Origin of the sequence: Sulfitobacter guttiformis, assembly GCF_003610455.1 — a bacterium.
GTDB classification, from domain to species: domain Bacteria; phylum Pseudomonadota; class Alphaproteobacteria; order Rhodobacterales; family Rhodobacteraceae; genus Sulfitobacter; species Sulfitobacter guttiformis.
In genome coordinates this window covers 2,077,112-2,102,040 of record NZ_RAQK01000001.1, presented here as the reverse complement: position 1 = coordinate 2,102,040, position 24,929 = coordinate 2,077,112, and the positions used below count along the sequence as shown (strand labels likewise).

Below are 24,929 nucleotides of genomic sequence, written 5' to 3'. Positions count from 1 at the left end.
ACCTCTTTTAGTTGTCTATACAACTAGACAAATCATATCGGTAACGCCCCGCCTTGCCAATCCAGAGAAGTATGAAGTTTTAATGACATGACCCGCAGCACGCCGATCTGGAAAGCGATTGCCGCCTCTTTGCGGCAGGACATCGCAGAGGGGTTGTACCGGGCCGGGGACAAACTGCCGACCGAAGCTGTTCTGAGCGCACGCTTTGGCGTGAACCGGCACACGGTCCGTCAGGCGCTGGCTGCACTTGCTGACGAAGGACTGGTCCATGCGCGGCGCGGCGCAGGTGTTTTTGTGACAACCGTTCCCACCGATTACCCTATCGGGCGTCGGGTACGGTTTCATCAAAACATAGCAGCTGCAGGCCGCACGCCTGCCAAAAAGGTGCTGTTACTGGAGACACGCACGGCGCATATCTCTGAGGCAGAGGCCCTGAACATTCAGGAGGGCGCACAGGTTCACGTTTATGAGGGGCTGTCTTTGTCCGAGGACCAGCCAATCGCACTCTTTCGCAGCGTGTTTCCCGCACAACGCTTTGTAGAGCTTCCGGCCCTGTTGGGCCGCAACCCTTCTGTGACGGATGCATTGGAAGCATGCGGTGTGGCCGACTATATGCGTGCCTCTACGCGTGTGAATGCAAAACTGGCCACTGCGACGCAAGCGCGTCACCTCCAAATTGCAGAGCATGCACCCGTTTTGCGCACAATCGGTATCAATGTTGACGACTGCGGCATACCGGTCGAGGTCGGCCGCACGTGGTTTGCCGGTGATAAGGTGACCCTTACCCTCACCGATACCTGAGACGTCACGAAGGTGATACAATCACCTGCTATCCTAACCGATATATAACACGGTCGGGCAGATAAAATGCAGCATTGTCAAAATATACGACTGTCGGGTGCTCACGTCCTTCGCGCAGAAACGCTGGTTTTTGAGGATGTCGCCCTTGAACAGGGCCTGATTACTGACGATCTGCCAAAGCCTGGGAACAGCACAATCGACCTGTCCGGCTATCTGGTATTGCCAGGGATAATCGACCTGCACAGCACCGCCTTCGAGCGTCAGGTGCCGCCCCGCCCCGACAGCGGATTTCCCATCGCATCGGCGCTTTGGTCGGTCGGACAGGAAGCTGCGGCGCAGGGCATAACAACGGCATGGCTTGGTCAAAGCTGGTCTTGGGAAGGGGGTAAGCATGGACCGGATTTCGCCGAAACCTTTCTGGACGCACTTGCTGACTACAGACAGACAGCCGTGACCGATCTGCGGGTGCAACTGCGTTGTGATATTCATTGTGTCGAGTCACAAGAGCGGCTGCTGGAGGTCGTGCGTCGCTATGGAATTGACTACATCATATTCCATAACCAGATCCCCCAAAGGCTCGACCTTCTCGGACGGGACCGGACAGAGTTCGAGCAATGGGGTTTGCAGGCCGGATATGATCCAGAGGCTTATGTTGCACTGGTTCGCGCTACGGCCAGACTGACGCCTTATGCACCACGGTTTATCTGTAGTATGGCGACAGCATTTGACGCGGCCCGCATCCGGTATGGCAGCTCCGGCGACCGCGATGCACCGACCCGCGCATATTACGATATGATCGGGGCGCGGATATGCGAATTTCCCACCGCTTACGCACCCGCACGGGTAGCACGCATTCAAGGTAATCCTATCGTAGCGGGCGCACATGACGTGCTGCGGGCCAGATCTCAGATCGGTGGTAGTGCCGCGATTGATCTGGTCCGCAACGGGCTTTGCGATGCGCTTGTCTCCGGCGCAGTATTTGCAGCGCTTTCCAAAGCGGCCTTTTCGCTCGGCGATGCAGGTATAGTTCAATTTGGCGCTGCTTGGCACATGATTTCGGGTGCGCCAGCCCGTATCATGGGCATGTCCGACCGCGGCGAGATCGCGGCAGGCAAGCGTGCCGATCTCGTATTCTTTAATCAGGGGACGCGCCGGATCGAAGGAACAATGGTGGCGGGGCGCTGGAGCTACCTGCGTGGCGGGCTGGCCGACAGGTTTGCGATGACATCACAAGCTACGCTAAGTGCAGCAGAGTAATTAACCGAATTTTTCAAGGAAGGCTTCGGCATTAAGGCTGCGAAAGTCATCCAGCGCCGCATGCAGACGTTCATGCGGCCAGTCCCACCATGCCAACGCCATCAGACGCTCCGCTACGTCCGGCGTGAACCTTGCGCGTATTGGTACCGCCGGTATCCCAGCAACAATCATATAGGGGGCCACATCCTTCGTTACGATCGCACCGCCTGCAATCACCGCACCATGGCCAATGGTGACGTCAGGACGCACCTGCGCGGCATGGCCCAGCCACGTGTCATGTCCGATATATGTTCGCCGCGACCGGCGGTGGGCAAACCACGCCTCATCGTGGGGGGTATCATCGAAATAATCGCCCGAGCGGTAGTGGAAGTGATGCAAGCTCGCCTTGGTCATCGGGTGATCTGTGGCACCAATACGCACAAAGGCCGCGATGTTGGAAAATTTACCCACGTCCGTGTTTGCAATGTCGGCATAACGGTCGCAGTAAGAGTAGTCTCCAAGGTGGCTGTGCGACATCCGGCTGCCGCGGCCGACTTCGGTAAAGGTGCCGAAGGTAGCATCACTGATTTCACAGTCAGGATGAATAAAAGGCGTATCGTGCGACAGGCGCGGCATCAGTGACCACCCCCGTCACCTTTGATCAATTTTCGGCGGAGCCAGCCGGAAAGTGTATCCATGAAGATTACTAACAGAATGATGAGAACAATATAATAGCTCACCTCCTCCCAGTCTTTCTGGGTCGCGATGGCCTGTGTCAGCAGCAGTCCAATGCCGCCGCCGGTGATGGCACCGATAATCGTTGCAGAACGGGTGTTGGATTCCAGATGATAGAGGATCTGGCTCAGCAGAACCGGCGTAATCTGTGGAATAACGCCAAACCGGTAGCGCTGTAGCGGTTTGGCCCCGGTAGAGGCGACCCCCTCTATCTGTTTGTCATCGACGTTTTCGAGAGCCTCGGAAAACAGCTTGCCAAACGAACCGGTATCCGTGAGCAGGATCGCGAGTGCGCCGGTCATCGGACCAGGTCCGAACGCGCGGCTCAGTACGATTGTCCAGATCAATCCGTCCACCCCCCGCAAGAAATCGAATATGCGCCGCGCCACGAACCGCAGCCCCCCCAAAGGGGTGAAGTTGCGCGCCGCTAAAAACGCAAGGGGAAGTGCGATCATCGCCGCACCGAATGTGCCCAGAAACGCCATCAACAACGTCTCGAACAAAGCCCAGAACACATCTCCGTGGCGCCACATGGTATTGGACCAAAAACCCTGCACGATGCTGCCCGCCTCACCCGTCAGGGCGCGGGATAACAGTTCACCCGCATCCATCCCGTAGTAGGGACTGTCGAGTGTGAAAAAGAAAATCTCCCAGCCGATGCTGTACTTGAACACTTCGGCACGGTTGCGCGTAACGGTGAGCCGCCCCGCATCGGTGGCGATCATTACGCGGTTACCGGAGGCGTTGATGAAATCAGGTATAGGCCCGTCAGGAAAACTCGCGTTTACGCCATTGCCATCGGGCCGTGCGGTGACCGTCCCGTATCCCGGAATGTCGTACCGCACCTGCGGGCCAAGCGTCACCACATGTCCCTGCCCCAAATTCACAGTTGTGACATCGCCCATTGTGACCCAATCGGGTGTCATGCCTTCCGGATACTGCGCCTTGCGCTCCCCCTCGATCGACATGGTGATCGCGCCGCTTCGGTTGTCCTGCGTTACGTGGGTTTTATAGCTGTAGCTGTCTGAGACGAGGGTGCGGGCATTCCCAAAATTTACCCTATCGCCAAGACCCGCGATGTCGAAGGCTACAAAGATATAGGCAAAGTAGGCTAAAATCGCCAAGGGGACTGCCAGTGTCAGACGCTTTTTCCGGCTGAACCTTGTGATTGTCTGCATCTGGAGTGTTGCGGTAGTCATATCGTGGCCTCGATGTTTTGCGTGCCATGTGTCAGGCGATTGCGCAGCAGGCTCGATACCTGATCAACCAGCACGATCGTTCCGAAAAGCAGCAGGAATATGGCCGCAGCCTCGTCATATTTCCCCACGCCCCAGCTCATTGTATTGCGCAAGTCATAACCAATGCCGCCTGCACCGACGAATCCTAGGATGGCAGAGGCACGAATGTTGATCTCGAACCGCAGCAAGGCATAGCTGAGATAGTTCGGCGCTACCTGCGGGATGACACCCAGCATCATTCGCTGGGTCCAGTTCGCACCCGTAGAGGCAAGCCCCTCAACGGGTTTCAGCGAGGCGTTTTCATTTACTTCCGAAAACAGCTTTCCCAAGGCGCCGACAGTATGCAGGGCAATAGCGATCATCGCAGGCACCGGCCCACCACCCAGCATAAAGATCAACACAAGTGCGATCACAATTTCCGGCACAGCGCGAAAGATATCAAGAACGCGGCGAAGTGGCCCTATCAACCACGTTACCGGTGCGAAGCCACGTGTTACCAACAGCGATATCACCAAACCCGCTAACGCACCCAGAAGCGTGGAAGCAGCTGCGATATTCACCGTTTCGACGAGCGATGGAAAATACTGCACCAGATAGCCGGGAAGCAGATGTGACCGCTCGACGGCTTCCGACCACATCGCGGCCGGGAAATCGAAAATGTTTCCCAACCCTTCCAGAAAGCCGCCGGCATTGCGGCTCTCGGCTGTCGCGAAGCCAGACATGAACAGTGCCAGAAAAACGATAAGCAGGATGAAATTCATCAGCCGCTTTGCTTTGATCTGGGCAAGATAAGTGGTGCTCACATCCGCTGCAGCGGCATGAGACTGTTGGGCATCAGCCATGATATGTCCCGTATAACAAAGCGCTGGCCCCGTCTTGGATGACAGGACCAGCAGCAGGGTTTAAACTTGTATGGATCAGTTCGATTCAGCCAAGCGCGCGGCCACGATCGAGGTGTAGGCATCATGGGTGATCGGATCAAAGCCGCTCACTTCGCCACCCGCAATCGCCTCGGCGCAGGCGGGATCGTTTTCACCCATAGTGTCGATGATCTGTGTCACGGTAGCGCGCACATCGTCGGGCAATGCATTACGCAACACGACAGGCTCGCCGGGAATGAGCTTGGAGCGCCAGATTTCAACCAGATCATTCATATCAACCAGACCAGCATCCACAGCCTTGCGCAGCGCACCGAAGTTATAGCCGTCTTCCCAATTGCCTTGACCATCCGCCCAGGTCACGCCGGCGGCCACATCACCGTTGTTGACCGCGACGATTGTCTGCTCGTGACCGCCGGTGAATTTCACCTCACCGAAGTAATCGCCGTTATCCATGCTGGCCCCTGTAATTTGGGGGATCTCGATAGAGGGGATAAGGTAGCCGGAGGTTGAGTTCGGATCACCAAAGCCGAACACCTTACCCTTAAGACCCTCAAGTGAGGTGACGCCGCTGTCGATGCGTGCAAAGCCGATTGAATAGTAGCCGGTCGAGCCATCGGAGTTGACTTTGACAAGTATGGGCGAGACTGCGCTTTCATCAGCAATGTGAACCGCCGCATAGGACGAAGGCCCCATCAGCGACAAATCAATCGACCCGCCCAACAGCCCCTGAATGACACCGTTATAATCGGCAGGGGCAAAAATCTTGGTTGGGACACCAAGCGCCTCTTCGATGCTGCTGCGTAGACATTCGTTGCTGTTCATCCGGTCCTGTGCGTTTTCGCCGCCCAGAATACCAATGCGGAATTCCGTAATTGCTGTGTCTTGGGCAAAAGCTGTTCCGGTGATGGCGGTGGTTGCGAGGGCAAGTGCGATGAGTTTTTTCATCTGAAATCTTTCTTCTGTGAGTGCACCCCAAAGCGGCGTGCAGGGTAAAGTGACAGCTTATTGTGCGGCGATGTCGACCAGCCTGCGCTGGACCGTCTCGTCGGGTTCGATCTGGGTTGAGGTAGTCGCTTCGGAGAAGCTGGCATCGGCGCCATAAATCTCGCGGGCGCTGGACGTAGTCAGCATTTCGGGTGTGTCGTCGAACACGATGGCACCGTCCCGCATTCCGATAACACGGTCGCAATAGCGACGCGCAGTATCGAGGGTGTGCAAGTTGGCGATGACCATCCGCCCGTCCTGTTCGTGAATGTCGCGGAGCGATTGCATCACCACTTGCGCGTTCATAGGATCAAGCGACGCAATCGGCTCGTCGGCGAGAATGATCTTTGGATCCTGCATCAGCGCACGCGCAATGGCGACCCGCTGCTGTTGGCCACCCGATAAGGCCTCGGCACGTTTTGGGGCATGTTGTGCAATGCCTAACCGCTCCAGTATATCGATGGCGCGGTGGATGTCCTCATCAGGATAGAGGTTGAACATCGTCGAGAAGGTGGAACGGCGGTTGAGCGTACCGTGCAGAACATTCGATACCACATCCATGCGCGGTACCAGATTGAACTGCTGGAAAATCATCGCGCACTGCGATTGCCACTGCCGTTTGGCAGTGCCGCGCAGGGCAGTTACGTTCAAACCGTCAAACGTAATCTCGCCCGAAGTTGCATCCGTCAACCGGTTCAACATCCGCAATAGCGTGGATTTCCCCGCACCCGAGCGGCCGATAACTCCGACCATCATCGGCTTGTCGATAGCAAAGCTGGCCGAGTGGACAGCAATATTTTCACCGTATGATTTCGTGACATTCGCAAGCTTGAGCATGATCGGACCCCCATTTGTTAGGAGCCTGATAGAGCCGGTTTAAGACATCTGTGTTTAAGATTTGAGAAGGTTTTGTAACAACGCTCGAATTTTCGTTAGGGGCGGCATGAGCAAAACGCCCGGCCTCATCCTTCAAAAGAATGCCTCCAAACTATCGTATGAACCGGCATTTGCCGGACATGATATGTTGTTTGGTGGCTCAAATTATGGGCGCGGGCGGTTGGTTCGCTCTAATTATAATCAGCAAAAACTAAGTCGTTTTTTTGTGATGACCCCAAGTATTGCGTTTTTCTTCGTCGAAGCACCCTGTCAGGCATCGGAACATCATGGAGAAAGTGACACCAATGGACAGAAGAAAATTCCTGCTTGCCGGCGCAACTGTTCCCGCAGCGACTTTGGCGGCCCCGTCGATTGCCCATGCGCAATCAACCTTCAACTGGAAGATGACAAACGCTTATGGCCCTGGATCTCCGTTTTATGTTGAAGGCCCCGGTAGCCCGACAGATTTTTGCGCAAAAGTGGCCGCCATGTCCGATGGCCGCCTTAATATTCAACATTTTGCCGCGGGCGAATTGATCCCTGCCCTTGAAGGGTTTGACGCTGTGCGCAGCGGTGCCATCGAGATGAATGCTGCAAATGCATATTTCTGGGCCGGTCGCATTCCCGCAGCACAGTATTTCACGACCGTTCCGTTCGGAATGAACTTTGCCGGAATGAATGCGTGGCTGTATCACGGTGGCGGCATGGCGCTCTGGGACGAGCTTTATGCGCCGCTGGGTCTCAAAGCCCTGCCCATGGGAAACACCGGAGTTCAGATGACCGGCTGGTTCCGTGAGCCGATCACAGGCGTTGCTGACCTCGACGGATTGAAAATGCGAATCCCTGGCCTCGCTGGCAAAGTATACGCGGCTTTGGGTGTCGATGTTACCCTGCTGCCGGGCGGCGAGATTTTTCCAGCACTCGAACGCGGTGTGATTGATGCTGCCGAATTTGTCGGGCCGTATCAGGATCGCCGTCTGGGTTTGCACAATGCTGCGAAATATTATTACACAACCGGTTGGCATGAACCGTCGAACACGACCGAACTTTTGATCGGCAGTGCAGCATGGGATAGCCTGCCGGCGGACCTCAAGGCGATTGTCGAAACTGCTGCAATGGCCTGCAACGTCGAAAGCTATACTTGGTCAGAAGCTAATAATGCTGCTGCGCTCAAGGATCTCGTCGATAATGAAGGTGTCATTGCAGATGTTCTACCCGATGATGTTATCGCAGAATTGAAAGCGGTAACCGACCGCGTGCTGGAAGAAGGTGCCGCTGCTGATCCAGCCACGCGCAAGGTCCACGATGCGTTTATGGCGTTTAAAGCAGAATACAAAGGCTGGGCCGACATTTCGGAAAAGCCGTTGTTCAGCTTGCCGGGCTGATCGGAATGCTCCGGTTTTTAAATACCGCTGCGCACGGGGCATCCACCCTCGTGCGCATCATCGGACAACTCAGCGCATGGCTTGGCCTCGCGCTTGTTATGGTTGTCAGTTTCAATGTGCTGGGTCGCTATCTGGCCGGGATTGGGTCGGTCGCATTACAAGAAACTGAATGGCACCTGATGGCGGCAGGCGCTCTTTTAGGGATGTCCTATGGCCTCAATCAGGGTGGCGAGGTTCGGGTCGATATTTTTTATGAAAAAATGTCCGTTCGGGTGCAGGCGTTTGTTGATGTGGTTTCGACCCTTCTTCTGCTGGTCGTGGCCCTCGTTATTGCATGGCTCAGTATCGACTATGTTCAAAACAGCTACAGCATTAACGAAGGTTCCCCCGATCCCGGCGGCCTCGGCTATCGCTACCTACTCAAGGCGGTTCTGCCCGTAGCGTTTATTTTGCTTGGTTTACAAGCCTTTGCAATGTTCGCCCATGCGCTGACAAATCTTATCCGGCCCGTCAGCCCCCCTTCTTCCTGAAAAACGATCCTCCTAAACAGAAAGTGACGCCCGTGCCCTTCACTGAAATCCTCGCGCTCTGCATGATTGGCGCATTCTTCTTGATGTTATTGGGTGGGATACCCGTCGCGATATGTCTTGGTGCGACAGGTCTGATATTTGGGTATTTTGGTTTTGGCCCGATGCTATTTTCGCTGCTACCCTCGCGCATTTACGGCGTTGTCACGAATTATACCCTTCTGGCGCTTCCCTTATTTATCTTCATGGGCATCATGCTCGAAAAATCGCGAATAGCCGAAGACCTTATAGAAGTGATCGGCCTTGCGATGGGCGGCATCAGGGGGGGCATGGCACTTGCGATCATTCTGGTCGGGGTTCTAATGGGCGCTGCCTCTGGCGTCGTCGGGGCGACTGTCGTCACAATGGGTCTGATCGCGCTGGGACCGGTGATCAACCGGGGGTATGACGCGGGGGTGGCCTGCGGTGTTATCTGCGCTTCCGGAACACTGGGTCAGATTATCCCTCCTAGTTTAGTACTCATTCTTTTGGCCGACATTATGGGCGAATCTGTCGGCACTCTGTTTGCCGCCGCCCTGATCCCCGGCCTGATGCTCTCCCTTTTGTTTGTCGGGTATATTCTGGCGCTAGGAATTCTGAAGCCCCACCTTGTTCCTGCGATTCCCGCACAAGAGCGCGCACTCACTTCGGGAAAGCAACTTGCGGTCAAACTGGTCAAAGTTGTACTTCCTCCAATTGCCCTTATTGTTCTTGTCCTAGGGTCCATTATCGGCGGGGTCGCCGCCCCGACCGAAGCCGCATCGATGGGAGCACTCGGCAGTCTGGTACTTGCGTTGCTGGCGGGGCGCCTAGATCTTTCGATCCTTACAGCAGCCGTTCGCGGAGCCTTTATCACCAGTGCTATGGTGTTCCTCATCCTGATCTTTGCACAGCCATTTGGCCTCGCCTTTCGCGGGTTGGGTGGAGAGCGGCTGGTGCAGGATGCATTCTCGCTGGTTCCGGGCGGACTGAATGGACAGATTTTATTCTTGATGGTGGTGCTGTTCGTACTTGGTTTTTTTCTTGAGTGGATCGAGATTTCCTACATCGCGCTGCCGCTCTTCCTCCCGATCTTTCAATCCGCTGGCGTTGATATGGCGTGGCTTGCCATACTCGTCGGCCTCAATCTGCAAACATCTTTTCTGACGCCACCGTTCGGTTGGGCACTGTTTTTCCTAAAGGGTGTAGCACCACCCTCGATCAGGACCATCGACATCTATCGCGGTGTTCTACCCTTTATAGCCATACAGCTTTTGGGTGTTGTCCTTGTCTTTTTCTACCCTAGCCTCGCGTTATGGCTTCCCGAAGCGATTGGATGGTAAAATGTTGAAAGCATCACTTGGATTAAATGGCGGGATTACCGCGCCACACCGCGCTGCGGCTCTCGCGGGGCGGGACGTGCTTGTGGCTGGCGGCACAGCGATAGAGGCGATGGTCGCCGCTGCTGCGACCATCGCTGTAGTTTATCCGCATATGAACGGAATTGGCGGCGACGGTTTCTGGATTATTCATCGAGAAGGCCACGATCCAGTCGGTATTTCTGCCTGCGGGACAGCCGCCGGTATGGCTACGCCGGAATTCTATGCAACTCATGGGCATACCGAAGCTATTCCAGCACGGGGCGGCCTTGCGGCGCTTACGGTGCCTGGAACCATTAGCGGCTGGCAGGCAGCACTATCGCTTGTCCCGCAGGACCGACGCTTACCGCTATCGGTTCTGTTAGCCGATGCAATAATGCATGCGCGCGACGGTATTGCTGTAACGGGAAACCAGTCGGATTGTACGCGCGAGAAACTAAACGGGCTAAAAAATGTGCCCGGATTTGCGGAAACCTATCTTATTGAAGGTAAGGTTCCTGCTGCGGGCGACCGGCTGGTTCAAGGTGCGTTGGGGCGAACCCTTCAAACACTGGCCGACAATGGATTGGAGGCGTTTTACAGTGGCCCAGTTGCTGAAACACATGCCGCATTTCTACAGGAACATGGCAGTCCGCTGCGCATTGATGACTTCAATTCATATGCCGCGCAACACGTAATGCCCCTTTCACTAAAGACGTCGCACGGACGGCTTTTTAACATGATCGCCCCCACTCAGGGGGTCTCGTCACTCGGTATACTTGGAGTATTTGACCGTTTAGGCGTTTTAGACGGTGAAAGCTTTAACCACATACATGGATTGATCGAGGCAACCAAGCAGACCTTCATCCGCCGCAATGCCGATCTGGGCGACCCCAAAAGGATGCAAACGCCGGCTCAGGAATGGCTCAGGAATGATGTTCTGGGCGAAATGACTGCACGGATTGATCCATTCCGCGCCTTGGATTGGCCGCACATTCCAAAAGCTGGTGATACGATTTGGATGGGTGCATCAGATAGTGAGGGTACAGTCGTTAGTTTTATTCAAAGTGTATTCTGGGAGTTCGGTTCTGGCCTGACGTGCCCCGAAACCGGTGTATTCTTCCAAAACAGAGGTGCAGGATTTTCGCTACAACCCGGACCAAACGAACTTGGACCGGGTCGGTGTCCGTTCCACACGTTAAACCCAGCCCTCGCACTTTTGAACGACGGCCGGGTAATGTCCTACGGGACTATGGGGGGTGAAGGCCAACCGCAAACGCAAGCGGCAGTTTTTTCACGTCATGTTCAATTCGGAATGGATCTTCAAGCGGCTGTGACAGCACCACGTTGGTTGCTTGGAAGGACTTGGGGTGACGAAACCACTTCCCTCAAGATTGAAAGCAGGTTTGACGAGAGGCTTGTTGACGCCCTGCGCGGCGCGGGCCACGAGATTGAGATGCTCCCAGAATTTAGCGATCTAACAGGGCATGCTGGGGCATTGGTGAGGCACCCTGATGGATTGGTGGAAACAGCAACCGACCCAAGAGCTGATGGCGCAGCTCTGAGTATCTAGGATTTTGTGATTATGTTATTAATCTAGCGTTTTTTTGTTTTATTTTGCTGAGTTTGTTTGTGCCTGCTGTGCAGTGTGAGTGTGTTTGTTTTTGGATCGAAAGGATCTGCTTGAGGATTGTTTATTTAGTTTGTGCTATTTTCGCGTGTCTTGGGTTGTTTGCGGGTTTTCGGGGTCTTGGAGTAGCAAGACAAAGCATTTTTTCTATTGAGGTTTTTTGGGAGGCATTGGCGTCTGGCTTTTGATGAGGGTGCGGGGATGTGATAAGTATGTCGAGACACGCTGGAGATGTTCGGTTTGTGCCGTGACAGTCTAATTTCAGATAGCTTCTGGCTTAGAGTGAGGCAGCTTGCGATAGGTCTGACACGTTTTCACGTTGGGAGGCGCCATAAAGGGTAGTGCCTCTGGAAGCGGCAGAGCTAAAATCAGCAGATCTTTAGACTTTTAAGTCTGCATAAGAGCGTATCCATAGCGAAGGTGCTATCTGTCGATGCGCTTGCAATAGGTTTAAGCAGGTTGCAGGTAATTTGACACAGCAAAACGCCGCCAGCTTTTCAGCAGGCGGCGTTTTGTTTTCATCGAAGAGAGATACTCATCTGGAAAGCTTGTTAGGTTTGGCGATGACCTACTCTCCCACGCCTTAAGACGCAGTACCATCGGCGCAGTAGCACTTAACTGCCGGGTTCGGGATGGGACCGGGTGTTTTGCTTACGCTATGATCACCAAACCAAACAAACTTTCCAAATGTCCAAGTCAGTACAACTGATGTGTGTGTATGCTTTTGATTTTCGCAGTAGAGAGTTAAGTCACTCTGTTACTGGATCAAATCAAGCCTATCGAGCCATTAGTACCAGTCAACTGAACGTGTTACCACGCTTACATCTCTGGCCTATCGACGAGGTAGTCTACCTCGGCTCTCAGGGATACCTTGTTTTGAGGGGGGCTTCCCGCTTAGATGCCTTCAGCGGTTATCCTGTCCGATCATAGCTACTCTGCACTGCGGCTGGCGCCACAACAGATCCACCAGTGGATCGTTCACCCCGGTCCTCTCGTACTAGGGGCAACTCCTCTCAAGTATCCTACACCCACGGAAGATAGGGACCGAACTGTCTCACGACGTTCTAAACCCAGCTCACGTACCTCTTTAAACGGCGAACAGCCGTACCCTTGGGACCTGCTCCAGCCCCAGGATGAGATGAGCCGACATCGAGGTGCCAAACACTGCCGTCGATATGGACTCTTGGGCAGTATCAGCCTGTTATCCCCGGCGTACCTTTTATCCGTTGAGCGATGGCCCTTCCACTCGGGACCACCGGATCACTATGACCGACTTTCGTCTCTGCTCGACTTGTCAGTCTCGCAGTCAGGCTGGCTTCTGCCATTGCACTCAACGACCGATTTCCGACCGGTCTGAGCCAACCTTCGCGCGCCTCCGTTACGATTTAGGAGGCGACCGCCCCAGTCAAACTACCCACCACACAGGGTCCCGGATCCGGATAACGGACCGCGGTTAGACATCAAGCAGAACAAGGGTGGTATCTCAAGGGAGGCTCCACGCAAACTGGCGTTCACGCTTCAAAGCCCACCACCTATCCTGCACATGTTCGGCCTAATGCCAGTGTGAAGTTGTAGTAAAGGTGCACGGGGTCTTTCCGTCTAACCGCGGGTAACCGGCATCTTGACCGGTAATTCAATTTCGCTGAGTCTATGTTGGAGACAGCGGGGAAGTCGTTACGCCATTCGTGCAGGTCGGAACTTACCCGACAAGGAATTTCGCTACCTTAGGACCGTTATAGTTACGGCCGCCGTTTACCTGGGCTTCAATTCAGAGCTCTCACCCCTCCTTTTAACCTTCAGGCACCGGGCAGGCGTCAGACCCTATACGTCGTCTTACGACTTCGCAGAGCCCTGTGTTTTTAATAAACAGTCGCCACCCCCTGGTTTGTGCCCCCAGCCTCTAGTTGCCTAGAAACCGGGCCTCCTTCTCGCGAACTTACGGAGGTATTTTGCCGAGTTCCTTCAACATAGTTCTCTCAAGCGCCTTGGTATTCTCTACCTATCCACCTGTGTCGGTTTAGGGTACGATCTAGCGGTGAAGCTATTTCCAGGAACCTCTAAGCAGCCCATTCAATCCGATAAGGATGAACTACCCTCGAGATCCGTCACTTTCACCTGGCCCAGGAATATTAACCTGGTTCCCATCGACTACGCCTTTCGGCCTCGCCTTAGGGGTCGGCTTACCCTGCTCAGATTAGCTTTAAGCAGGAACCCTTGGATTTTCGGCGAGAGTGTCTCTCACACTCTTTGTCGCTACTCATGTCATCATTCTCACTAGTGATCTCTCCACGGGATCCCTCACAGGCCCGCTTCACAGAAAGCTCCTTGTGTCCAATCCCACCGAAGTGGGTAAAGACACATGGAACTATGTCACACTACGCTCTGCTACCATGCAATAAATGCATCCTAAGCTTCGGCTCATGGCTTGAGCCCCGTTACATCTTCGCCGCAGGACAACTTATTTAGACCAGTGAGCTGTTACGCTATCTTTAAAGGATGGCTGCTTCTAAGCCAACCTCCTGGTTGTTTTGGTCGTCCCACCTGCTTTCCCACTTAGCCATGAATTAGGGGCCTTAGCTGTAGGTCAGGGTTGTTTCCCTCTTCACGACGGACGTTAGCATTCGCCGTGTGTCTGCCGACTAGTACTCATCGGTATTCGGAGTTTGGTTAGGATCAGTAAGCCTGTGGGGCCCCATTACCCATCCAGTGCTCTACCCCCGATGGTATTCGGTCGACGCTCTACCTAAATAGATTTCGCAGAGAACCAGCTATCTCCGAGTTTGATTGGCCTTTCACCCCTAGGCACAGCTCATCCCGATCTTTTTCAACAGATGTGGGTTCGGTCCTCCAGTAAGTGTTACCTTACCTTCAACCTGGCCATGCCTAGATCACTCGGTTTCGGGTCTGATCCCTCAAACTCATTCGCCCTATTAAGACTCGCTTTCGCTGCGCCTACACCTAACGGCTTAAGCTTGCTTGAGAGACCAAGTCGATGACCCATTATACAAAAGGTACGCTGTCAGGCCGCAAGGGCCCTCCAACTGATTGTAGGCGTTCGGTTTCAGGTACTGTTTCACTCCCCTCGTCGGGGTGCTTTTCACCTTTCCCTCACGGTACTGGTTCACTATCGGTCAGTAAGGAGTACTTAGCCTTCGAAGGTGGTCCTCCGATCTTCAGACAGAATTTCACGTGTTCCGCCCTACTTAATACGTCCAATCATGCTTCTTATACGGGACTATCACCCACTCTGGTTGCGCATTCCAACGCATTCTAACCACACTCATGGCTCGGCTGGTCCCCGTTCGCTCGCCGCTACTAGGGGAGTATCATATTGATTTCCTTTCCTCCGGGTACTTAGATGTTTCAGTTCCCCGGGTTTGCTTTTCTAAACCTATATATTCAGTCTAGAAATACCTGGTTTACCTCATTATTAGCTGCACCCGAAGGCACAGTAATAACAAAATATCAGGTGGGTTGCCCCATTCAGAAATCCATGGATCAAAGCTTATTCTCAGCTCCCCATGGCTTATCGCAGAGTATCACGTCTTTCATCGCCTCTTACTGCCAAGGCATTCACCAAACGCCCTTTTCGCGCTTGATTTGATCCAGAAAGAGAAGGACTTAACGCCCCTCGTGGACAACAGAAGCTGGTAAGAAACTGTTTATCCCTGTTTCCAGATCAAAAGCATACATAACTGCCATAGAACCGTGCGGATCTATGACTATTTCGAGAGGCCTTACGACCTCTCCGGTTAGTGTACTTGACTTGGACAACACTGCTGCTTTCAGATGGCAAACAATTGGCAGACCGAGGAAACAGTCTATGCAAATGCTTGTGATAGGCCTAAACCTAACACACCAAACTGAGATCATTGCCACACTCGGCACGATCAAACAGTGTTGTTATTTGTATCTCTCTTTACGATGTTAATTCGTCCAATTGGACGGTTAAGAACTGTGTACAGTGCTTAACGATCTAATTGAGCTTGTATCTGAAGGCTTCATTACAGTTTAAGTGCTTGGTGGAGCCTAGGAGGATCGAACTCCTGACCTCCTGAATGCAAATCAGGCGCTCTCCCAGCTGAGCTAAGGCCCCATCACTTATCTTCTACATATGCAGAAGAATTCATGGTGGGTCGAGGAGGACTTGAACCTCCGACCTCACGCTTATCAGGCGTGCGCTCTAACCACCTGAGCTACCGACCCATACGAGCGGTAGCTCGTGTTCTGTTTCTGAAGAGATATGAGGACGGCTCGGTCCGAAGAACATCCGAAGATGTTCCAAATATGGACAGCTTTGTTTGCTGTCCTGCTAAGTGTTCCACGAGTAAAAGAACAAGTTCTAATGCTGCTAGGAACATCCTTAGAAAGGAGGTGATCCAGCCGCAGGTTCCCCTACGGCTACCTTGTTACGACTTCACCCCAGTCGCTGATCCTACCGTGGTCCGCTGCCTCCCTTACGGGTTGGCGCACGGCCGTCGGGTAGAACCAACTCCCATGGTGTGACGGGCGGTGTGTACAAGGCCCGGGAACGTATTCACCGCGTCATGCTGTTACGCGATTACTAGCGATTCCGACTTCATGGGGTCGAGTTGCAGACCCCAATCCGAACTGAGACATCTTTTGGGGATTAACCCATTGTAAATGCCATTGTAGCACGTGTGTAGCCCAACCCGTAAGGGCCATGAGGACTTGACGTCATCCACACCTTCCTCCCGCTTATCACGGGCAGTTTCTTTAGAGTGCCCAACTAAATGATGGCAACTAAAGATGTGGGTTGCGCTCGTTGCCGGACTTAACCGAACATCTCACGACACGAGCTGACGACAGCCATGCAGCACCTGTCACTGCGTCACCGAAGTGAACGCCCGATCTCTCGGGTTAGCACAGGATGTCAAGGGTTGGTAAGGTTCTGCGCGTTGCTTCGAATTAAACCACATGCTCCACCGCTTGTGCGGGCCCCCGTCAATTCCTTTGAGTTTTAATCTTGCGACCGTACTCCCCAGGCGGAATGCTTAATCCGTTAGGTGTGTCACCGAACAGTATACTGCCCGACGACTGGCATTCATCGTTTACGGTGTGGACTACCAGGGTATCTAATCCTGTTTGCTCCCCACACTTTCGTACCTCAGCGTCAGTATCGAGCCAGTGAGCCGCCTTCGCCACTGGTGTTCCTCCGAATATCTACGAATTTCACCTCTACACTCGGAATTCCACTCACCTCTCTCGAACTCAAGACCAGGAGTTTAAGAGGCAGTTCCAGGGTTGAGCCCTGGGATTTCACCCCTTACTTTCTGATCCGCCTACGTACGCTTTACGCCCAGTAATTCCGAACAACGCTAACCCCCTCCGTATTACCGCGGCTGCTGGCACGGAGTTAGCCGGGGTTTCTTTACTAGGTACTGTCATTATCATCCCTAGCGAAAGTGCTTTACGACCCTAAGGCCTTCATCACACACGCGGCATGGCTAGATCAGGCTTGCGCCCATTGTCTAAGATTCCCCACTGCTGCCTCCCGTAGGAGTCTGGGCCGTGTCTCAGTCCCAGTGTTGCTGATCATCCTCTAAAACCAGCTAAAGATCGTAGACTTGGTAGGCCATTACCCCACCAACTATCTAATCTTACGCGGGCCAATCCTTTACCGATAAATCTTTCCCCCGAAGGGCACATACGGTATTACTCTCAGTTTCCCGAGGCTATTCCGTAGTAAAGGGTATGTTCCCACGCGTTACTAACCCGTCCGCCGCTCGCCCCGAAGGGTGCGCTCGACTTGCATGTGTTAGGCCTGCCGCCAGCGTTCGTTCTGAGCCAGGATCAAACTCTCAAGTTGAAATGATCTTACGATCATATCCTTGACGTCGAACCTCTGCACATCGTCCTGCACTACTTACTGAATAGTACAGGCGTTTTTCTCCGTTTGATGTACTAAAGATTACCAAAGTAATCGAAAGTCCGTCAAACAGTGAAGCTGACACTCTATCATCGGGCCTGAACCCTAAGAGCGCGATATACAGACGTTGATCCATCGAAATAGACCAAACCGCCCACATATCTCTTCAGATATTCTATTTTCAAATAACGTGGAGACAAAAACCCAACAGATGCGCAATTCTCACTGCGCGCCCGCCAGTCAATCTCTCCGAATTTCTATCTTCGCTTCCTTAACTCCGCGTCTCCGCTTCGTTCCGTCCGCTGCTCCGTGTCTGCTTGTCTGCGTCTCCGGTAAGGGGGGTTCTAGTGTTAGTTCCAGCAGGCCGCAAGTGCTTTTTTCAGGGAAACTGACCATTAGGTCGATTTTTCCCTGTTAGCCCCCATCGGGAACCCTGAACTACCATATTTTTATGGCAAATATGAATCCGACTGCCTAGATAATTTTAGTGCTGCGGGGGTGTTTTCAGGCAATTCGTGGACCCGCGCATAGAAATGAGGCGCCCGTTTTTGGTGAATCATCCCCTAAATACGGGACTCAGGCCTGGCTTGGTCGGAATCACGTCTCCGCATCAGGCTTCTGGCTTGAGTGCACTCCCCATATAGAGGACCGTTTTGAGTGGCAGACGACCAAATTTAAGATCTCCGTTCCGGTTTAACCCTCGTGGCCCCAAGCCAGTAAGTGCTCCGGCTTGCAATCCGGCCCGCCGCAACCCTGTCAGCAATTCATGAGGCTTTATAAACATTGCCGGATCATGGGTGCCCTTAGGCAGGATGCGCAGGATATCCTCAGCCACGGTTATAGTAGCCAGCTGTGCGATGAGGTTCCGATTGATTGTGTCGAACAGGAACACGCCACCAGGCTTAAGGACGCGGGCAACCTCGAACAGGACCTTCTCAAGATCCTGAACATGTTCAAGGACATCTACACAAACCACAGCATCAAAGTTCGCGTCTATATAGGGAAGCGCCTCACCCACGCCGACATCATAAGTAATGTTACGACCCTGAGCGTGGGTTTTGGCAGCTGCGATGGCATCGGATGCAGGATCAATACCGGTGACTTGTGCACCACGATCATCCAGCGCCTCGGCCATAAAACCGCCAGCACAGCCCAGATCGAGAACCGCCTTGCCGTGCCAATCAATCAGCGTATCGAAATAGCCAAGCCGCCCCGGCACCATATTCTTGAGCGTGCGAACCCAGCGGATATCATCAGACCACCACTGATCGGCGACATCATCATAAATTTTCAGGTTGTTGCGTTTAATCTGTGCCATCGGGGTGCCTCATATTGCGAACGTCACTGCGTTAGCAGATAGAGCGTACCCCGCGCAGAGCTACGATTATTCGTTGCGGCGTACGCGTGCCGCCGATTTATCCGCAAAGGCAGCAAGACGCGCACGCGCATCGGGCTGGGTGTTGACCACACCTGCCACCACCGCCTCAGCATAGGCGGCATCCATAGCGGACATATTTTGCATGTGGCTCACGGCGGAACAAATCGCAAAATTGGATAGAGGCAGATTTTGCGCCGTCTTGCGCGCCAATTCAAGCGCGGCATCAAAACTCGAGCCTTCTACTATATACTGACATAGCCCCAGATCGACGGCCTCCTGCCCTTGATACACGCGACCCGTCAGCATCATATCTATCATTCGCGATTTACCCACCAAATCGGTAACCCGAATTGTGGCTCCCCCACCTGTAAAAAGACCCCGCTGGCCTTCGGGCAACGCAAAGTAAGCTGTCTGGTCCATCACACGGATATGAGCAGAGCTGGCCAGTTCAAGGCCACCGCCCACCACGGCGCCGTGCAGCGCGGCGATAACCGGGACGCCACCATACTCCATCTTGTTGAATGCTTCGTGCCATCGCAGGCAGACGTGCATAAAATCGGCAGGGCTACGGTCCTCGTCGTGATGTTCGATCAAATCAAGACCAGCACAGAAATGGTCCCCTGCGCCGGCCAAGACGACGGCCCGTACACCCGCGCGCGGGGCGGTCGAAAAAAACTCGACCAACTCCTCGATGGTGTCGATGTCCAGTGCGTTGCGCTTGGCGGGACGGTTCAATGTAACCACCCATACACCGTCATCATGAGCCTCTACAGCAAGGTTGGTAAAGCGTGCGGGATCAATCGTGAGGGCCATATACTTGTCCTTATCGTGGTATGGGTGCCAGCTCTTAAATGTCTGACATATCAGTTCCGCATAACGCTACTGTCGGATCTGCCATTCTGCAATTGCATTTCTTGAGTGACGCCAAACGTCAGACCGTTCTTGGCACCGGTTCCCGTTGCCAGCCCCTGCTAGCAGCGCTAGCGTCAGCCGAACCCGCCTTCAGGAGTATATATGTCCGGCACCCCGCATCTGTTCCAGCCTCTCACCCTGCGCAACATCCAGATCCGCAACCGCATCGTCATCTCGCCCATGTGCCAGTATTCAGCGCATGAAGGTCATCTCGACGACTGGCATCTTGTACATCTTGGCCGCTTTTCCACAGGTGGCGCGGGAATTGTGTTCACCGAGGCAACGGCGGTACAGAAATCAGGGCGTATCACCCACGGCTGCCCTGGCCTGTGGTGCGACAGCCAGATCGCCGGCCACGCGCAAGTAGCGCAATTTGCACTGCGCAACGGGGCAGTTCCAGCGATCCAACTGGCCCATGCGGGCCGGAAAAGCGGTATGCAGCGACCTTGGTTCGGAAACGGCCCCCTGAATGAACAGGACTCCGCACGCGGGGATATGCCGTGGACGCCTGTCGGTCCATCCGCCCTGCCCGTCGCAGACGGTTGGCCGATGCCTGACGCCCTCTCGCATGAAGATATCGTCGTTCTGATAGCCGACTTTGTATCCGCCGCAAAACGCGCCCTTGCTGCAGGATATAAAATTGCCGAGATCCACGGCGCTCACGGCTATCTGCTACACAGCTTTCTTTCGCCTTTGTCAAATAAACGTACAGACGAATATGGTGGTGATCTGGCAGGGCGAATGCGGCTTGCACTCGAAGTGACCAAAGCCGTCCGTGCCGTCTGGCCCGAGGATTTGCCGCTGTTCTTCCGCACCTCTGCAGTCGATGGCGCACCGGAGGGCTGGTCACTCGAGGATACCGTCGTCCTTGCCACAGCACTTAAACAAGTCGGCGTTGATGTAATGGACTGCTCCTCAAGCGGAATCGCAGGTTCGGCCACTGCAGGTGATCCGCAAAAACGCCAGCCGGGTTTTCAAGTTCCCTATTCCGAGCGGGTCAGAAAGGACGCACAGATGACGACCATGACCGTAGGTCTGATCACCCACCCCCAACAGGCAGAGGATATACTGGCACAAGGCCGCGCAGATCTGATCGCCATCGGACGCGAGGCGCTGGTGAACCCGATGTGGGCGCTGCATGCTGCGCAAACGCTGGGACATGATACGAATTTCGCCACATGGCCGCAGCAATCGGGATGGTGGCTGGCGAGCCGTGCAAAAACATCCGACTTTTACACTCCGGCGCGAGAGACAGATGCGTAACACCCTCAATAACATCGACGACAAAGGACCAAATATGACCCAGCACTCAATCCGCCTTGGCGTTGATATCGGCGGAACCTTCACGGATGTTGTACTGGAAGTCGGGACTGCTTCCTACTCTACCAAAGTGCTGACGACATATGCCGCCCCCGAAAACGCGATTATCGACGGAATGCATCAGGTCTGCGCCAAGGCGAGCATTGACCCCGTCCAGATCGGCCAGATTATCCATGGCACAACATTGGCCACCAACGCCCTGATCGAGCGGCGCGGCGCGAAAACAGCGCTCATCACGACCGAGGGGTTTCGCGATGTGATCGAGATGCGCACCGAAAGCCGTTTCGAGCAGTACGACCTCAACCTCACCCTGCCCGAGCCGCTGCTGCCACGGCAGATGCGCTATACCGTGCCCGGGAGGATGGATGCCGGCGGAAACGAGCTGCTGCCGCTCACCCGCGCAGACATAGAACCGGTCGTGGCCAAAATCAAAGCGGCAGGATACGAGAGTGTCGCCGTCGGTCTGATCCACTCCTACCTCAACGACGCCCACGAGAAACTGGTGGGCGCGGTGCTGGCAGAAATGGTGCCGCAAACCATGGTTTCGCTATCCTGCGAAGTCTCTCCCCAGATGCGCGAATACGAGCGGTTCAATACGGTTGTTGCCAACGCCTACATCAAGCCTCTGATGAAATCCTATTTGGGCCGCCTCGCAGGGCGCCTGCGCGATGAAGGCACTGAATGTGACATCTTTCTCATGCATTCCGGCGGCGGAATTATCTCAATCGAGAACGCAGCGGAGTTTCCGGTACGTCTGGTCGAGAGCGGTCCGGCGGGTGGTGCAGTTTTTGCTGCGAACATCGCCGCCCGCTATGGTCTGGACAAGGTGCTGTCATTTGACATGGGCGGGACCACAGCCAAAATTTGCCTTATCAAGAACCAGACCCCTAAAACGTCCCGTGTATTCGAGGTCGCACGCACCTACCGGTTCAAAAAGGGCTCCGGCATGCCCATCTCTATCCCCGTGATTGATATGGTCGAGATCGGCGCGGGCGGTGGATCGCTTGCCCATGTTGACGCAATGCGGCAGATCCGCGTGGGACCCGAAAGCGCGGGATCAGAGCCTGGTCCGGCCTGCTATGGACGCGGCGGAGCAAAACCTGCGGTCACTGACGCCGATCTGATCCTAGGCAAACTAGACCCCGACGGTTTTGCAGGCGGCACGATAACGCTGGACGCTGATGCCTCCGCTATGGCCCTCACAACTGTGCTGGGGGATATTCTTGAAATGGACGCTGCTACTGCGGCTTTCGGGCTGGCGGAGGTCGTTGATGAAAACATGGCGAATGCCGCGCGCGTACATGCAGTCGAAAATGGCGAAGACCTCAGTGAATACACAATGATCGCATTTGGCGGCGCCGCTCCACTGCATGCAGGGCGATTATGCGAGAAACTCGGCGTGTCGCGCCTGCTTGTGCCGCAAGGGGCCGGTGTCGGATCGGCTATCGGTTTTTTGCGTGCGCCCTTCAGCTTTGAGGCAAATCGCTCGGTCTATATGCGCCTCACCGGATTTGATGTGGAAAGGATCAAAGCTCTGCTTGCCGATCTTCAAAGTGAGGCCACGGGGTTTGTTCGTAACTGTGACGCGACTGCGCCCATTCTGTCAGAGTTCAAGGTCTATATGCGTTACTCCGGTCAGGGTTGGGAGATACCCATCACCTTAAGCGAGGAGCAAGCGTTGGCGCCTGACCCCGCGGTATTCGAGGCGCGTTTTATTGAGGAGTATGTCAAACTGTTCGGCCGCGCGGTGCAGGGCATGGACATCGAAATTACCGTATGGTCGGTCAATGCGACGACCCCGCCGGAGAATGTAGCACGTGTGAAGGAGTCCACCGGAAACACTGCCGCTGTTCGTTATGGCACACGACAGCTGTTTGATCCGGCCCTAGCCCAATTCGTTACCACCGCCACTGTGAGGCGTGATGACATGGAAGCGGGCGCCAATATCGAAGGCCCCGCCATCATTACCGAGGACGAGACGACAATAATCGTACCCACCAGCCGCACCGCGACCCGCCAGCCTGACGGCTGCATCGACATGAGGACAAAACCATGACCCATTCAAACGTTGCTTATCAGGTTATGTGGAACCGCCTGATCTCGGTGGTCGAGGAGCAGGCGCAGGCACTGGTGCGCACCGCCTTTTCCACCTCCGTGCGCGAGGCAGGTGACCTTTCGGCAGGTGTGTATGATGTTCAGGGCCGGATGCTGGCGCAGGCGGTAACCGGCACCCCCGGCCACGTCAACGCCATGGCGGATGCCGTTCCCCACTTTATCCGCCGTATCGGGCGCGAGAACATATTCGAGGGCGATATCTATATCACCAACGATCCATGGGAGGGCACCGGCCATCTGCACGACATCACGATGGTTACGCCTTCGTTCCATCATGGTGCGCTGGTCGGGTTCTTTGCCTGTACAGCACATGTTGTGGATGTGGGCGGGCGCGGGTTTGGTGCCGATGCGGCCAGCGTCTATGAAGAAGGATTGTATCTGCCGATCATGAAATTCGCGGAGCGCGGTACTGTCGATCCCACACTTATCCGTATCGTGCGGGGGAATGTGCGCGAACCCGACCAGCTGGTAGGCGATATGTATGCGCTGGCCACCTGTAACGAGATCGGCCATCGCCGTCTGGTTGATATGATGACGGAGTTTGCGCTCGACGATCTGGACGGGATTGCCGCATTCATTCTCGACAATTCCCGCCGCGCAACGCTTGAGCGCATCGCAGCACTTCCGCGCACCTCCGGCTGGGGCGAGCTTACGATAGACGGGTTCGACACGCCAATCACCTTGCGCGTTAAGGTGACCGTTCACGCCGACCGCATCATATCGGATTTTACCGGGACCTCGGGCCTTGATAAAAAAGGCATCAACTGCCCGCTTGTCTACGCCAAGGCCTATGCCTGCTATGCCCTGAAGGTCGCGATTGCGCCTGAAATCCCCAACAACGCAGCATCACTGGCGCCGTTCGAGATTGTTGCCCCCGTGAACTCGATCGTGAATGCGGTTCATCCCGCGCCAGTGGCCCTGCGCCATATTGTCGGACATTTTGTCCCAGATGCGGTATTCAATGCCTTTGACCAGATTGTGCCGGGACTGGTCCCTGCCGAAGGGGCGGGATGTCTGTGCAACTTTCAGGTCTCTTTGCGCCCGCGCAGCGATGCCCCGGCACCCGCCCATGCGCGCCGATCCGAAGTGCTTACTTTCAATTCGGGCGGTTCCGGTGCGCGGCCCGCCCATGACGGGCTAAACGCCACCGCTTTTCCCTCGGGTGTGATGACCATGCCTGTCGAAGCAACGGAACACGCAGGCCCAGTCATCATCTGGCGCAAGGAACTGAGGCCGGATTCGGGCGGTGCCGGCGCACAGCGCGGCGGCCTCGGTCAATATATGGAAGTGAGCGCCCGTGAGGGCCACGAGTTCGACATTCAAGCAATGTTTGACCGCGTCCACCATCCCGCTTTGGGGCGGCGGGGCGGCGGGGCGGGCGCGCCTACCACTATTATGCAGGATGATGGTACCGCGATGAACGGTAAGGGAAAGCAATTCGTCGCCCACGGCCGCAAGGTGCTGATGGCCTTCCCGGGCGGTGCGGGCTACGGCGATCCGTCCAAGCGCCCCAAGGAAGCAGTCATGCGCGATCTTGCACGCGGTTATATTAGTGCCGAAACTGCTGCGCAGGCCTACGGTCTGGCAACGGAGGATATTGCAACTGTCGATGCGGCTATAGCGCGGGGTGAAGACCTGTGAAATG

Annotated in this window: 16 protein-coding genes, 2 tRNA genes and 3 rRNA genes; 9 read left to right on the top strand and 12 right to left on the bottom strand. The window is 54.9% G+C overall.

The genetic code is table 11. From position 1 onward, the window contains the following. Nucleotides 1-87 precede the first annotated feature (87 nt). Together phnF and C8N30_RS10295 are read left to right on the top strand one after the other, a co-directional pair. Complete coding sequence (gene phnF / locus C8N30_RS10300) at nt 88-801, top strand: phosphonate metabolism transcriptional regulator PhnF (RefSeq protein ID WP_025060888.1); 714 nt, start codon at nt 88-90, stop codon at nt 799-801. 66 nt (nt 802-867) lie between these two features. Beyond that, entirely contained in the window at nt 868-2,058 is a 1,191-nt protein-coding gene (locus C8N30_RS10295; RefSeq protein ID WP_025060887.1) for an alpha-D-ribose 1-methylphosphonate 5-triphosphate diphosphatase, read from the top strand. Here the strand turns inward: C8N30_RS10295 and C8N30_RS10290 are convergent, their stop codons facing one another. The 5 genes from C8N30_RS10290 to phnC form a co-directional block, all read right to left on the bottom strand. Then, nucleotides 2,059-2,673 (bottom strand): LbetaH domain-containing protein, encoded by a 615-nt coding sequence (locus C8N30_RS10290; RefSeq protein WP_025060886.1) that lies wholly within the window; start codon nt 2,671-2,673, stop codon nt 2,059-2,061. Next, on the bottom strand, nt 2,673-3,971 hold the full coding sequence (gene phnE, locus C8N30_RS10285; protein ID WP_025060885.1) for a phosphonate ABC transporter, permease protein PhnE: 1,299 nt from the start codon (nt 3,969-3,971) through the stop codon (nt 2,673-2,675). Before phnE (C8N30_RS10285) ends, C8N30_RS10290 begins: the two co-directional genes overlap by 1 nt. Continuing rightward, nucleotides 3,968-4,852: a phosphonate ABC transporter, permease protein PhnE gene (phnE, locus tag C8N30_RS10280; RefSeq protein WP_025060884.1), complete on the bottom strand. Its 885-nt coding sequence runs from the start codon at nt 4,850-4,852 to the stop codon at nt 3,968-3,970. Before phnE (C8N30_RS10280) ends, phnE (C8N30_RS10285) begins: the two co-directional genes overlap by 4 nt. A gap of 75 nt (nt 4,853-4,927) precedes the next feature. Continuing rightward, a complete protein-coding gene (gene phnD, locus C8N30_RS10275) occupies nt 4,928-5,836 on the bottom strand; it encodes a phosphonate ABC transporter substrate-binding protein (protein ID WP_025060883.1) in 909 nt (302 codons plus the stop codon). 57 nt (nt 5,837-5,893) lie between these two features. Further along, nucleotides 5,894-6,712, bottom strand: a complete 819-nt coding sequence (gene phnC, locus C8N30_RS10270) for a phosphonate ABC transporter ATP-binding protein (protein WP_025060882.1) — start codon at nt 6,710-6,712, stop codon at nt 5,894-5,896. A 344-nt stretch (nt 6,713-7,056) separates the two neighbouring features. Between phnC and C8N30_RS10265 the strand changes: the two genes are divergently transcribed. From C8N30_RS10265 to C8N30_RS10250, 4 genes are read left to right on the top strand one after another with little or no spacing between them, the layout of a single operon-like run. Further along, a complete protein-coding gene (locus C8N30_RS10265; RefSeq protein ID WP_025060881.1) occupies nt 7,057-8,136 on the top strand; it encodes a TRAP transporter substrate-binding protein in 1,080 nt (359 codons plus the stop codon). 5 nt (nt 8,137-8,141) lie between these two features. Beyond that, entirely contained in the window at nt 8,142-8,666 is a 525-nt protein-coding gene (locus tag C8N30_RS10260; protein WP_025060880.1) for a TRAP transporter small permease subunit, read from the top strand. Between the two features lie 32 nt (nt 8,667-8,698). Beyond that, nucleotides 8,699-10,024, top strand: coding sequence for a TRAP transporter large permease (locus tag C8N30_RS10255; RefSeq protein ID WP_025060879.1), 1,326 nt, complete (start codon nt 8,699-8,701; stop codon nt 10,022-10,024). 1 nt (nt 10,025) lies between these two features. Beyond that, nucleotides 10,026-11,612 (top strand): gamma-glutamyltransferase family protein, encoded by a 1,587-nt coding sequence (locus C8N30_RS10250; RefSeq protein WP_025060878.1) that lies wholly within the window; start codon nt 10,026-10,028, stop codon nt 11,610-11,612. Between the two features lie 612 nt (nt 11,613-12,224). Here the strand turns inward: C8N30_RS10250 and rrf are convergent. From rrf to C8N30_RS10215, 7 genes are all read right to left on the bottom strand, one after another. Next, nucleotides 12,225-12,339, bottom strand: a 5S ribosomal RNA gene (gene rrf, locus C8N30_RS10245). Between the two features lie 96 nt (nt 12,340-12,435). Next, a 23S ribosomal RNA gene (locus C8N30_RS10240) occupies nt 12,436-15,270 on the bottom strand. 419 nt (nt 15,271-15,689) lie between these two features. Then, nucleotides 15,690-15,765, bottom strand: a tRNA-Ala gene (locus C8N30_RS10235). Nucleotides 15,766-15,798: 33 nt separating this feature from the next. After that, nucleotides 15,799-15,875, bottom strand: a tRNA-Ile gene (locus C8N30_RS10230). A gap of 161 nt (nt 15,876-16,036) precedes the next feature. Then, nucleotides 16,037-17,499, bottom strand: a 16S ribosomal RNA gene (locus C8N30_RS10225). The 16S, 23S and 5S rRNA genes sit together here with 2 tRNA genes alongside, the layout of an rRNA operon. A 670-nt stretch (nt 17,500-18,169) precedes the next feature. Further along, nucleotides 18,170-18,877, bottom strand: coding sequence for a bifunctional 2-polyprenyl-6-hydroxyphenol methylase/3-demethylubiquinol 3-O-methyltransferase UbiG (gene ubiG, locus C8N30_RS10220; protein ID WP_051567252.1), 708 nt, complete (start codon nt 18,875-18,877; stop codon nt 18,170-18,172). 66 nt (nt 18,878-18,943) lie between these two features. After that, nucleotides 18,944-19,750: a crotonase/enoyl-CoA hydratase family protein gene (locus C8N30_RS10215; RefSeq protein ID WP_025064410.1), complete on the bottom strand. Its 807-nt coding sequence runs from the start codon at nt 19,748-19,750 to the stop codon at nt 18,944-18,946. 201 nt (nt 19,751-19,951) lie between these two features. Between C8N30_RS10215 and C8N30_RS10210 the strand changes: the two genes are divergently transcribed. From C8N30_RS10210 to C8N30_RS10200, 3 genes are read left to right on the top strand one after another with little or no spacing between them, the layout of a single operon-like run. Then, the gene (locus tag C8N30_RS10210; RefSeq protein WP_025064409.1) at nt 19,952-21,112 is read left to right on the top strand and encodes an NADH:flavin oxidoreductase/NADH oxidase; all 1,161 of its coding nucleotides are present in this window, start codon (nt 19,952-19,954) and stop codon (nt 21,110-21,112) included. A gap of 34 nt (nt 21,113-21,146) precedes the next feature. Then, the gene (locus C8N30_RS10205) at nt 21,147-23,225 is read left to right on the top strand and encodes a hydantoinase/oxoprolinase family protein (RefSeq protein WP_025064408.1); all 2,079 of its coding nucleotides are present in this window, start codon (nt 21,147-21,149) and stop codon (nt 23,223-23,225) included. After that, the gene (locus tag C8N30_RS10200; RefSeq protein WP_025064407.1) at nt 23,222-24,925 is read left to right on the top strand and encodes a hydantoinase B/oxoprolinase family protein; all 1,704 of its coding nucleotides are present in this window, start codon (nt 23,222-23,224) and stop codon (nt 24,923-24,925) included. Before C8N30_RS10205 ends, C8N30_RS10200 begins: the two co-directional genes overlap by 4 nt. Nucleotides 24,926-24,929: the final 4 nt, after the last annotated feature.

Excerpts from the sequence above, each read along its gene's own strand:
- ubiG (WP_051567252.1), bottom strand. The coding sequence starts at position 18,877 with ATGGCACAGATTAAACGCAACAACCTGAAAATTTATGATGATGTCGCC.
- phnE (WP_025060885.1), bottom strand. The coding sequence starts at position 3,971 with ATGACTACCGCAACACTCCAGATGCAGACAATCACAAGGTTCAGCCGG.
- C8N30_RS10295 (WP_025060887.1), top strand. The coding sequence starts at position 868 with ATGCAGCATTGTCAAAATATACGACTGTCGGGTGCTCACGTCCTTCGC.
- C8N30_RS10210 (WP_025064409.1), top strand. The coding sequence starts at position 19,952 with ATGTCCGGCACCCCGCATCTGTTCCAGCCTCTCACCCTGCGCAACATC.
- phnC (WP_025060882.1), bottom strand. The coding sequence starts at position 6,712 with ATGCTCAAGCTTGCGAATGTCACGAAATCATACGGTGAAAATATTGCT.
- C8N30_RS10290 (WP_025060886.1), bottom strand. The coding sequence starts at position 2,673 with ATGCCGCGCCTGTCGCACGATACGCCTTTTATTCATCCTGACTGTGAA.
- C8N30_RS10215 (WP_025064410.1), bottom strand. The coding sequence starts at position 19,750 with ATGGCCCTCACGATTGATCCCGCACGCTTTACCAACCTTGCTGTAGAG.
- phnD (WP_025060883.1), bottom strand. The coding sequence starts at position 5,836 with ATGAAAAAACTCATCGCACTTGCCCTCGCAACCACCGCCATCACCGGA.
- C8N30_RS10265 (WP_025060881.1), top strand. The coding sequence starts at position 7,057 with ATGGACAGAAGAAAATTCCTGCTTGCCGGCGCAACTGTTCCCGCAGCG.
- C8N30_RS10205 (WP_025064408.1), top strand. The coding sequence starts at position 21,147 with ATGACCCAGCACTCAATCCGCCTTGGCGTTGATATCGGCGGAACCTTC.
- C8N30_RS10260 (WP_025060880.1), top strand. The coding sequence starts at position 8,142 with ATGCTCCGGTTTTTAAATACCGCTGCGCACGGGGCATCCACCCTCGTG.
- phnE (WP_025060884.1), bottom strand. The coding sequence starts at position 4,852 with ATGGCTGATGCCCAACAGTCTCATGCCGCTGCAGCGGATGTGAGCACC.
- C8N30_RS10250 (WP_025060878.1), top strand. The coding sequence starts at position 10,026 with ATGTTGAAAGCATCACTTGGATTAAATGGCGGGATTACCGCGCCACAC.
- phnF (WP_025060888.1), top strand. The coding sequence starts at position 88 with ATGACCCGCAGCACGCCGATCTGGAAAGCGATTGCCGCCTCTTTGCGG.
- C8N30_RS10200 (WP_025064407.1), top strand. The coding sequence starts at position 23,222 with ATGACCCATTCAAACGTTGCTTATCAGGTTATGTGGAACCGCCTGATC.